At 46.4% G+C, this 12,009-nt stretch carries 8 protein-coding genes; 4 read left to right on the forward strand and 4 right to left on the reverse strand.

The window, feature by feature from the left end; all coding sequences use genetic code 11:
- Positions 1-5 precede the first annotated feature (5 nt).
- Both M1D72_RS16260 and M1D72_RS16265 read left to right on the forward strand, forming a co-directional pair.
- Entirely contained in the window at positions 6-1,445 is a 1,440-nt protein-coding gene (locus M1D72_RS16260) for a 6-phospho-beta-glucosidase (protein ID WP_456295872.1), read from the forward strand.
- A gap of 65 nt (positions 1,446-1,510) precedes the next feature.
- Complete coding sequence (locus tag M1D72_RS16265; RefSeq protein WP_456295873.1) at positions 1,511-2,512, forward strand: LacI family DNA-binding transcriptional regulator; 1,002 nt, start codon at positions 1,511-1,513, stop codon at positions 2,510-2,512.
- Positions 2,513-2,582: 70 nt separating this feature from the next.
- Here the strand turns inward: M1D72_RS16265 and M1D72_RS16270 are convergent, their stop codons facing one another.
- The 4 genes from M1D72_RS16270 to M1D72_RS16285 all read right to left on the reverse strand — a co-directional run bounded on the left by M1D72_RS16270 (position 2,583) and on the right by M1D72_RS16285 (position 8,556).
- The gene (locus M1D72_RS16270) at positions 2,583-4,001 is read right to left on the reverse strand and encodes a nucleoside hydrolase-like domain-containing protein (RefSeq protein ID WP_456295874.1); all 1,419 of its coding nucleotides are present in this window, start codon (positions 3,999-4,001) and stop codon (positions 2,583-2,585) included.
- A 90-nt stretch (positions 4,002-4,091) separates the two neighbouring features.
- A complete protein-coding gene (locus M1D72_RS16275) occupies positions 4,092-5,618 on the reverse strand; it encodes a carbohydrate porin (protein ID WP_456295875.1) in 1,527 nt (508 codons plus the stop codon).
- Positions 5,619-5,705: 87 nt separating this feature from the next.
- Entirely contained in the window at positions 5,706-7,112 is a 1,407-nt protein-coding gene (locus M1D72_RS16280) for a glycoside hydrolase family 1 protein (RefSeq protein ID WP_456295876.1), read from the reverse strand.
- A gap of 25 nt (positions 7,113-7,137) precedes the next feature.
- The gene (locus tag M1D72_RS16285; RefSeq protein WP_456295877.1) at positions 7,138-8,556 is read right to left on the reverse strand and encodes a PTS transporter subunit EIIC; all 1,419 of its coding nucleotides are present in this window, start codon (positions 8,554-8,556) and stop codon (positions 7,138-7,140) included.
- 634 nt (positions 8,557-9,190) lie between these two features.
- On the opposite strand from M1D72_RS16285, the gene licT reads away from it, so the two are divergent.
- Together licT and M1D72_RS16295 are read left to right on the forward strand one after the other, a co-directional pair.
- Complete coding sequence (gene licT / locus M1D72_RS16290; protein WP_456295878.1) at positions 9,191-10,051, forward strand: BglG family transcription antiterminator LicT; 861 nt, start codon at positions 9,191-9,193, stop codon at positions 10,049-10,051.
- 1 nt (position 10,052) lies between these two features.
- Positions 10,053-11,960, forward strand: a complete 1,908-nt coding sequence (locus M1D72_RS16295; RefSeq protein WP_456295879.1) for a beta-glucoside-specific PTS transporter subunit IIABC — start codon at positions 10,053-10,055, stop codon at positions 11,958-11,960.
- The last annotated feature ends 49 nt before the right edge of the window (positions 11,961-12,009 follow it).

Below are 12,009 nucleotides of genomic sequence, written 5' to 3' on the forward strand. Positions count from 1 at the left end.
TTTCCATGAGTCATTCTTTTCCAGACAATTTTCTATGGGGCGGCGCTGTCGCTGCCCATCAACTTGAAGGCGGGTGGGACCAAGAAGGTAAAGGACCAAGTGTCGCGGATGTTTTAACCGCAGGAGCTCACGGCGTTCAACGTCGTATTACTGATGGTGTGGTTGATGGTGAAAGTTACCCAAACCATCAAGCGATCGATTTTTATCACCGCTACCCACAAGATGTCGCGATGATGGCCGAGATGGGCTTTAAATGTTTTCGCACCAGTATCGCCTGGACACGAATTTTCCCAAATGGTGATGAAAGTGAGCCCAACGAAGCCGGGTTACAATTCTACGACGACTTATTTGATGAGTTATTAAAGTACGGCATCGAGCCTGTCATCACCCTAAGCCACTTTGAAATGCCTTATCACTTAGTGCAAAAGTACGATGGTTGGATGAGCCGCGAAGTGGTCGACCTATTCGTTAAGTTCTCAATGACAGTGATTGAACGCTATCAGCACAAAGTCACCTATTGGATGACCTTCAATGAGATCAATAACCAGAAAAACGTGTCGGCAGATATTTTTGGCTGGATGTGTTCTGGCGTGCGTTTTCCACAAAAGGTAAAGCCTGAAGAAGCCATGTATCAAGCGGTGCATCACCAGTTTGTCGCCAGCGCGTTAGTGGTCGAAAAAGCCCATGCGCTTAACCCAAAACTCAAAGTTGGCGCAATGTGTGCCATGGTGCCTTTTTACCCGAATTCATCAAAGCCTGAAGATGTGATGCTGGCACAAGAGTCGATGCGGGATCGCTACTTCTTCTCTGATGTGATGGTTAAAGGGCATTATCCAAACTATGCCAAGCAAGAGTGGGCACGTAAAGGTTATCATATTGAGATGCGCGAAGAAGACGAAGCGCTCCTTGCACGTGGCAAAGTCGATTATCTGGGCTTTAGCTACTACATGTCGAACACCGTCGATTCAACCATCCATCAAGCGAATGACACCAGCATGGACGGCAGCAGTGTGCATTCAATTAAAAACCCGTACCTCAAAGCCAGTGATTGGGGATGGCAAATTGATCCCGTTGGGCTTCGCTACTCATTAGCCTCTCTCTACGAGCGCTATGAGGTGCCTTTGTTTATCGTCGAAAATGGCTTTGGTGCCGTGGATGTCGTCGAGGAAAACGGCGAGATCAACGATGACTATCGCATCGATTATTTGCGAGAACACATCAAGGAAATGGAAAAAGCAATCACCATAGATGGGGTTGAACTGCTGGGCTACACGCCTTGGGGTTGCATTGATTTGGTCTCTTTTACCACTGGTGAGATGAAAAAGCGTTATGGGTTTATTTATGTTGATAAACACGATGACGGCACAGGAACGCTAGAACGTTCGCGTAAAAAATCCTTCTTCTGGTATAAAGACGTGATTGCGTCAAATGGAGCAACTCTTTAAGATAAATTGGGTGCTAACAGGCAGTTAGCGCCCAACCTTAAATCAAATGGAGAACAACCACAGTTATGGTCACCATGTTGGATGTCGCGAAAAAAGCCGGCGTTTCCAAAGCAACGGTATCGCGCGTATTAAATGGGAAGAATATTGTCAGACCGGATGTGGTCAGCGCGGTATTTAAAGCCATACAAGAAACGGGTTACCGCCCAAACCTATTAGCCCGCCAACTAGCTACTCAACAAACCAATTTTGTCGGATTGGTAATTACCAACGCCTTATTTAATGGCCCCTATTTTTCCTCTCTGGTGTATCACGCCGCGACATTTACTGAGCAGCGTCAGCATCAGTTGGTTATTGCTGATGGCAAACACAGCGCACAAGATGAGCGTGATGCAATTAACTTTCTCACGGATATGCGCTGTAAAGGCATCGTGGTGTACCCGAAATATTTAAGTGATGAGCAGCTTGGCGAGATCATCGATAAGTCGCCAATTCCCATCGTCGTTGTCAACCATCAAGTCACCCAGCATCCACAATGCACCGTCGCCTCTGATCACTATCAAAGCGCCTGCCGCGTGATGCAGCACATGGTTGAAAAGGGCCACCAGTCGATTGCGTTTATCGCTGGGCGAGAGAATTCGTTCACCGGAATCCAGCGTTTAAAAGCCTATCGAGATATGTGTCATCAACACGCACTCGATACTGACCCGCGCCTTGTGGTACAAGGGGACTGGACCCCGCAAAGTGGTTATTTAGCAGCGAAGCAATTGATTGCCAGCGGGGCTGAGTTCAGCGCTATCTTAGCCGGGAACGATGAAATGGCACTGGGCGCGATCAAAGCTTTGTTTGAGCATGGCTATCGTGTGCCTGAAGATGTCTCGATTGCCGGATTTGATAACATCAATCTTGCTGACTTTGTCACGCCAAGCCTGACGTCTGTCAGCATTCCTCTTGAACAAATGGCGCAAAAAGGCGTGTTGATGATTTTAGGGGAACATGAGCAAGCTCAACAGTTATCAATACAAGGTGAATTGATCGAGCGAAACTCGATCTTTGATCGCTCAACCTAAATTTGCCCGCCACACTAAACCAACGCTGACAAAAAACCGCAGCCTCAACTGCGGTTTTTATATAGGACAATTATGGTGATACCGTGATGATCGCGCGGCGATACGAATAGAGTGACGGCATTCCCTCATCGCTAACTTCAATAATCACATGAAACGGCGTGGGTTTATCGACTTTTGGCGCCACAAAACTGGTGTCGGCCTGGTTGGTTGAAGACAGCTCTATCTTGGGGCCGAAATGAATTTGCAGCGTATGTGCACTTGGCTCCGCATACTGCCACCAACGATAATTTAACGCATCGTTATCTGGGTCTGAGCTGCCTTTGGCTGACAAGTTAACTTTCTCGCCTGATTTTGCCTCAATATAGACAGGAGCAAGCCCACCTTCCCCATTAAGTTTAACGTTCGGATTATGATTGGCTTTGGAAAAATCATCGGTCAATGTCCACTGAATACGCCCTGCGAAATCATTTTGGAATTGCTCTCTAAAACGCCAAATCGTTGCCGACGCATTACGATATTCTTTCCCATCAACGCCTGTGACCGTATCCGATGTGCTGGTTCGCAACCCGCCCGCATCGTCATACGTGACCGCAGCGTAGCGCCCTCCCCAACCACCATATTCAGGATGATCAGGTACATTTAAACCATTTTGAAGCAAATACATAAATGATGGGCTATCGCCTTCCATGATGTACATGATGTCCGGATATTGACTGCCGAGTGGACCTTGTTGGATATGCTGACCAATCCACTCATTATTAACCTGTGACATGTCCCCGCCTTCCGCCATCGGCGCAGAAATGCCAATCCAAGTCGATAACCAATAGTCGTTGAATGCATGCAAACTGCTAATCCAGGTCATGGTTGGGAAATTACGGCGAATCCAAGCGCCGGTATTGTCTTGGTCAGAGATGGAATAAACGCGGATTTTGCGAATAAATGCCGCCACGTCTTCATCGCTGCGCGTGTGTTTCACATCCCAAAGCGCTTGCGCCAGATCGACTGAGCCACCCCACACGGTGATCCACACCGGGCGATCGTCTGCTTTATCGACGATTTGGGTGATGGTCTTTGACGCCTTTGAGGTTTTGCCTTCGCCAACATAGTCCATTCCAAAGCCAGCACGGCCGCTGATGATCTTTGATTTAAGCTCAGCTGGTGAAGGAAAGCCTTCAGCGTGGGCCTCTAAGTTATGAAACACTTTGGCGTACGCATCAACGCGCTGTTTCAGTAATTGTGGCTGCACTTTATCGCGCTGCCAGGTAGAGGTTGTCGCAATCACACTCTCAATATCAAACTCATTGGCGTACGTCAGTAAGCGAATGAACGATTGCGAATCATCGGGTTCGTTACCAATATCCGTCAATACAATCATGCGTGTCTTATCCACCGCAGGCAGTGGTTCGGCAATCGATACATGGCTCGCTCCTGCACATAAAGCAGAAACAAGTGGAACAAGCAAATTTAAATGTTTGTTTATTTTCATCATAACGACCTTTCCAAGTCTCAAGTAAACAGTAACGCCGACGTCTAAAACTACGTTCCACAACATCGGCGTTAAGAATTCAATCAGCAACGGTTAAAACCACCAAAGCTCAGCTTGAACGCCAAAACTCAGTTGATCATCGTTATCACCATCAAAAGCAAAATTAGTGATGTCGTTTTCATCCGCTTTCAGGTAGGTCGCATAGAAGCGAATCTCTGGACGAGAACCAAGCATGCTGGTCGCGACCTTAAACGCATGGTACGCCGTTAACTTATAACCGCTCTCATCGTAATCTTTCCCTTCGACACGGTTGGTTTGATTGAAGTACCCCAGTTCCACACCGGTTTGATTAAACTGATCCCAAATGTAAGCAGGACGAACAACCGCTCTAACACTATCAAAGTCAGTATGCGCTGACGCTAAATCGTAGTTATAAATATCCTCACCATGAGATGCGACAAATGCATGCGCAACCAAGACTTGATTTTCAAATAGGTATTTTTCGCCTTGAGATACGAAACGGACGGCGTAACCATCAGTGTGCTCACCTTGGTAGTTATTAATGCCTGCGCTAAAGTCAGGGTTTCCACCAGCAATCGATGCCAAGCTACTGGCTATAGAGTTGGTCGTATACTGTAGCGTGTATTCATTGAAACCATTGTTCGTTAATTGTTGGTTAACGATAGTTGAGAAACTAAGCGCATCCTCCACGTTTGGATAATTCCCAGAATTCTCTGCATCTTTTGCGCTCGACCCAGGATTAGCAAACTGGTATTTAGAGGCGAAACCGAGTTGCAATGAATCACTCAACTGATACCCCTGATAACGAACATCAATGATGTTACTGTTGACGTCTACACCATTATCTTGAGCGCTGTCATCTAGATAGTTAAGGTCTTCTCGAATGAGAGCAATATTGAGCGAGCCTTCTGGTAAAACAATATTGTCTAACCCCACGCCAGCGCCTGAGTTAGTCCGGGTACTTTTCCAATCGAGCATCTGAATTTCTGAGCCAGTGATGGCATGACGTCCAACCCAAAGCTCCGATTCTGGTAATGCAGGAATGAACCCTTTGGTGCGAATATATAGGTCAAGGAAGTGGAAGTAGTTCTCTTCTTGCCCCTCAAGCTCAACCCCTTTTGCAAGACCGCTGTTACCATCAAAGGTAATAACGGCTTCGACTTGCTTACCTTGCTTGTCATAGACACGTTGCTTAAAGGTTAAGTCATACCAGCCGCTGAGCTCGTTACCAAAACGGCCCAACGAGCCAATCGCATATGATTCTGGCGATCCATTTTCAGCACCGAACCAGCCCGCTCGTAGGTAGCCATTGAAGGAAAAACCACTTTGCGCCGAAACTTGATCAGTAAATGTAGGTAACGCATCGGAGGTCGTTTCGGCAACAGGCGACGCATTTTCAGATTCACTACCGTTAGACGCTTGCAGTGCTTTTAGCGTTTGCTGCGCCTGAGTGATTTGTGATTGCAACGCCTCAATTTGAGAGTCCACCTCTCCTTGCGCCGCAGCGCCAGCCGTCAAGCCACTGGCCACCAGAGCAAGACAAATTAGAGAGAGTTTTTTAGTCCACGCTTTTGAAAAATGTTTGTACTTGTTATTCATTATCGTTCCTGCTTACTTTTCGTGTTAAAAGTGAAGCCCACCAAGATCAGGATCGCTCAGTGAACTTCTTGGGGGAACTGAACGCAATTACGATTGCGGTTCAGTCAAAGTTTCACCTTGCGAGCCAATCACGGATTGATACCAATAAAAGCTCTTTTTCGGGGTGCGTTTTAGAGACCCGTGGCCTTGGTTGTCGCGATCAACATAAATAAAGCCATAACGTTTGCTCATTTGTGCCGTTCCTGCGCTAACCAAATCGATAGGCCCCCAACTGGTGTAGCCCATGACATCTACACCATCTTGAATCGCTTCGCCCAGTTGATATAAGTGATCATTAAGATATTGAATACGGTAGTCATCTTGTATCGCGCCTTGCTCATCAACCACATCCACGGCACCCAAACCGTTTTCCACCACAAACAGAGGTAGTTGATAACGGTCATAAAGAAAGTTGAGTAAATAACGCAAACCTTTGGGATCGATCTGCCAGCCCCACTCCGATGCTTTGAGGTGAGGGTTAGCAATCATTTGCAGCATATTCGCGTCAGCTTTATCTTGCTGTTCAGGATCTGCACTAGCACATCCCGTCATGTAGTAACTAAACGAGACGAAATCGATGGTTTCTTTGAGTGCTTGTTTGTCATCCTCAGTGATATTTAATGTCACACCCATTTCAGTAAATTTACGCGTCATGTAAGACGGGTAATAACCACGAGCCTGAATATCTCCAAACATCAACCACTCTCGGTTTTGGGTTAACGTTTTCAGCATATCGTCGGGATGACAGGTCAATGGATAAAGCATTGCACCTAAGATCATATTGCCAATTTTTCCCTCTGGGACCATGTCATGGCATAGCTTGACGGCTTTCGCACTCGCCACCAACTGGTGATGAATGGCTTGAAAACGCGTTTGTTCATCACAGTCCCTTGGCAAACCAGATCCAGTAAATGGTTCATGTAACGTCACATTAATCTCATTAAACGTTAACCAATGTTTGACCCGGTGACCAAAGCGTTGAAAAACCACTCGTGCGTACGTTTCAAAAAAACCTATCGTCTCGCGACTTGCCCAACCTTGATATTGCTTGGCAAGGTTAAGCGGCATTTCATAGTGCGATAACGTCACTAATGGCGTGATGTTGTGCTTTTCCAACTCGGTAAAAATTTTGTCGTAATACGCGAGGCCCGCCTCGTTTGGCTCGGCATCATCGCCATTAGGGAAAATGCGACTCCATGCAATCGACAAGCGCAATGTGGTGAACCCCATTTCAGCAAACAGCGCGATATCCTCTGGGTAACGGTGATAGAAATCGATAGCAACATCTTTAATGTTGAAATCATTTGGCTGACGTTCAACCAACTCACCAAAAGCACCATAAGGTTGGATATCGGAAGTTGATAATCCTTTTCCGTCAGTTAGATGTGCCCCTTCTACTTGGTTTGCAGCGATGGCGCCGCCCCATAAAAATGTATCTGGAAAACGGTAACTCATGCGTTCATCTCCTTTAATTAATTGATTACTTCTCTGCCGCTGTTGCGTCGGATTGCGTGGTAGAATGCGAACGATCAAGACCGAACAGGAACGTCAGGATTGCAGCTAAGAAAATAGCCACCAGCGAGCCAATCACTGCTGCCCATACACTGGCATCAACACCGGCTTGAGGGATAAATTGTGGGAAACTCAAAATACTTGGCAGCGAAAAAGAGAAAATCTTGGTTTGGTATAGCCCGATAATCGACGCACCAACCGCTCCGCCAACACAACCAAAAATAAACGGACGACGACGGGGCAGGTTCACACCATAGATTGCAGGTTCGGTGATACCGAAAAGACCAGCCGTAAACGCAGAGCCAGAAATCGTTTTGAGTTTGGCATCGCGAGTACGCAGTAATACACCAAGTACAGCGCCGGTTTGACCTAAGATTGCTGGAATCAGCAGTGGCAGCATAGTATCCGCTCCCAAAACACTGAGGTTATTCATCATGATCGGAACGAATCCCCAATGCAGACCAAAGATCACAAAGACTTGCCAGAGTGACCCCATGATCGCGCCTGCAATCATTGGACTCATGCCATATAAAAGCTCATAGCCGTTTGCCAGAAGATGGCTTAGGTATGTCGCCGCCGGCCCAATCAGCAAGAACGTTAATGGCACGGTAATCATGATGCAAAATAGTGGCGTGAAGAAATTACGCACAGCACCGGGTAACCATCGGTCGAACACAGTTTCGATTCGGCAAGAAACCCAAGCGGCGAAAATGATTGGTATCACTGACGAAGCATAATTCATAAACACAACAGGAATACCAAGAAACGTGAGTTCTGCGGTTTCAGGAGAACTCGAAGCCTGGAAAGCAGCAATCATGGTCGGATGCACGAGCGCACCGCCGATGACCATGGTAACGAATGGACTTCCACCAAATTTGCGCCCAGCCGTAAAACCGAGTACCAAAGGGAAGAAATAGAAGAGAGCATCACTAGCGGCAAATAGAATTTGATAGGTTCCGGATTGTGGATTTAACCATGCCATAGCGACTGCGAGCGCAAGCAACCCCTTCAAAATACCCGAAGCAGCCAACGTGCCGAGCATGGGAGTAAAAATGCCAGAGATGGTATCCATAAAACGACCAAACAGCGTTGGCTTATCTTGCCCACTGTCAGTTAACGCACTGCCAGCTGCAGAGCTATTTCCTTCCATTGAGGACTCAATCGCTTTCAGTACTTGCCCAACATGATTACCGATAACAACTTGAAACTGGCCCCCACTCTCAACCGCAGCAATAACCCCCTCTAGTTCGTTGACTTTATTTTTGTTGCCTTTACTGGCTTCTTTTAATCTGAAACGCAGTCGGGTCGCGCAATTGAACACGCTATCAATATTTTCTATCCCACCGACACCATCAATGATGTCTGATGCTAACTGTTCATATGCCATAACTATGTCCTATCTCATTAAACCGAATGACCACTGAACTGAAGGCATAAAAAAACCCGGTGAAACTCGAGCATTAAGTACTTGAGTCTCACCGGGTTTTGCCCAATTTAGAGGTAACAATCCCGTCAATAACCAAAATTAAATTTTAGATATAAAAAAACCTGACCACTTTCCTTCAATCGCTCTTGGAGCTTTGAAGTCAGTTAAGTCAGGTTTTGCTCGCTTTCGCGATAACAATCCGTTTGATGGCTGAACGATAGTCTTAGCCCATTATTGATTCAATACGCTAAATAATCATTTGTGATTCAGATCGCGACTAAATATGTCAAAAAGCCTTCAAATGGCGACATAAATCACAGCTGTAACCGGTATCATAGAATTTTTATATTCATTGCAACTGACTCCGCTTATTATGCATTTAAACTAAACACCGTGGTTATCACTCCGTTTAGGGCAAACTGTGTTGCCATTCACACAATCCATTCAGCTGATTTGAGAGCGGCTTATAATGACTATACACTCAATAAAAAGTACGGATTGTTACTGCATTTAGCAGGCAAAACCTAAGTGGTGTTTTCCTTGGATGACACCACTTAGGTTTTTTTATGCTCAACTTACTGCCTACGATAAAAATATGCATGTATCTAAAGTTTTAAATAATAATGTGCTGATCTCCCAAGATGCCAACCAACGCGAAGTGGTGGTGATGGGTCGCGGTATCGGTTTTCAAATGAAAGTCGGTATGGAGATTGATGCCAATAAAATTGAAAAGGTCTTCACACTCGCCTCAAGTGATGATGATGCGCTTGATGCGCGCTATCACGAGCTATTGGAGGAAATTCCCCTCGAGTTACTGGCAGCGACGGAACAAATCGTCGAACTTGCTCAGCAAACATTAAGTGGCGACCTTCACCCGAGTGTGAGGATTTCCCTTGCTGACCATATCCATTTTGCGATTGAGCGTCTGCGCACTGGCCAAGTGGTTAAAAATGCGATGCTGTGGGAAATTAAACATCTCTACCCTGCCGAGTTTGATGTGGGCCTACAAGCTATCCGTTTGCTTAAAAACGCCTCTGGCGTGACCTTTGCTGAAGATGAAGCGGCGTTTATCGCGCTCCATTTGGTCAACGCCCAGCTTAACGAAGACATGAATAACACCATCAGCGTCACCAATTTGATTCGCGATATCGTGCAGATGATCAAATATAACCTGGCGCTTGAGCTCGATGAAGAAGGGGTAGAATTTCGTCGTCTGGTGACTCATCTCAAATTTTTTGCGCATCGCCTGATCCATCAAAGTACCATTTCTGATGACGATGACTCTTTGTTTCGTTCGGTGCGTGACAAGTACCCACTGGCGTTTTCGTGTGTTGAAAAGATAAGCCTGTATATCAATAAGAAGTTCAAACACGCCATGACCTCAGAAGAGATGATGTTTTTAACCATTCACGTTGAACGTGTTCGCCGCTCACAAAAGCCAAGTTCTGAGGCATAACATGGACACCACACCGAGTTATCATGCGCGTTTAGCGGCGCAATTAGTCGCGCTTGTCGGTGGCGCAGAGAATATTTTGCACGTGACTCACTGCACGACTCGGCTACGCTTTCAGCTAAAACGTGTACCGATTGAAGCAGTGAAGAAAGTCAACGCGTTACCTGAAGTCATTTCAGTGATGAACTCCGGCGGACAGTTTCAAATTGTCATTGGTAGCCAAGTCGAATTACTTTATCAATCTGTTATTCCATTGCTCGGCGAGCCAAAGAACCAAGATATTTCAAGCCACTTTTCTAATCTGATTGATACCGTCATTGCGATATTCAACCCTATCTTATGGCCAATGAGTGCCGCTGGGATTTTAAAAGGGCTTATCGTATTGTTTGCCACGTTAGGGTGGATGAGCCAAGACAGCGGCACCTACCGCATCTTATATTCATCCGCTGACGCCGTTTTCTTTTTTCTTCCAATTTTGCTTGGCTATTCCGCTTCCAAAAGGCTGGGAGGCAACCCGGTCGTCGGTATCATCATTGGCTGTGCACTGGTGCATCCAGAAATCGTCAACCACGTAGAATGGCTACGCGCGCAACAAGTAGCTGGCCTTGAAACACCAAAAGAGCATTTTCTCGGTTTTCCTATTCAATATCTCAATTATGCCACCTCCGTTATCCCAATTATTTTCGCGGTTTGGTTTCAAGCCCGTCTTGAGCGCTTGTACCCTAAAAAACTGCCTGACTTTGTTGATAAATGGTTAGCGCCATTTTGTAGCTTAGCGATTACTGTGCCGTTAACGTTTTTGCTGATTGGCCCTCTGAGTATCGTGGTGGCGAACTTTATCTCATCGGGCGTGTTTTTTCTCTACCATGCAAGCCCAGTGATTGCGGGGATTTTTATCGGTGCCAGTTGGCAAGTGTTAGTGATATTTGGTATCCATTGGTGCTTGGTGCCTATCGCGCTCAATAACTTTGCTGTTAATGGTTATGACTTACTTATTCCCTTGTTGATTCCAGCCGTGTTTGGACAAATGGGCGCATGTATCGGGGTATTTTTGAAAACACGTCATCGCAAAGTACGAGGTTATGCCGGACCTGCAGCGATGACCGCCATGTTTGGGATCACTGAGCCTGCTATTTACGGCGTTACTTTACCCAGAAAGTGGCCATTTATTTTTGGCTGTGCTGCAGCCTCGGTTGGCAGTGGCATCATTGCGTCATTTCAAACCAAAGCCTATTCGATGGGGCTGATGAGCCTATTTTCGTTTACTCAGCTCATTTCTCCACAAGGCATTGATAACACGGTCATCGCTTGTGTTATCGCCACGATTTTAACTATTATTCTCGCCGCGGTACTGACGTACTTTTTTACGCCTAGCGAGTCTGAGCCAGCAGAGTCTGTTCCCATGGTGGAACCAAGCAACGCAACACAAACCCTGTCTCAGTCAACACCCAAAAGGACAGGACAAGATGATGTGGCAAGCCCGTTAAGTGGTGAAGTGATTCCGCTTAGCCTCGTGAGTGACCCCACTTTCGCCAGCGGCGTGATGGGAGAAGGCATCGCTATTATTCCCGATAGCGGTACATTGGTTGCCCCTTTTGCGGGGACGGTCTCTTCGGTGTTTAAAACTCAACATGCGATTGGCCTTAAGAGTACGACGGGCATTGAGCTTTTGATCCATATCGGCATTGATACGGTCAAGCTTGACGGGCAAGGATTTAAACTCCTGGTCGAACAAGACCAAGAGGTCATGCTTGGCGAGCCACTGATAGAGTTTGATTTGGACTTTTTAGCATCTCAAGGTTTTGAGACAACCACGCCAATTATTGTCGCCAACTCCGCAGATTATCTTGATGTTATCCTCACCAGCGCAACCCATATTAAACAAGGCGCACCTTTAATGACGACCTTGTAATTCACCCCAAAAAAGCCCTGAATGCCTAAGCAATACAGGGCTTATTTAA

This window comes from Vibrio sp. AK197 (assembly GCF_053903115.1).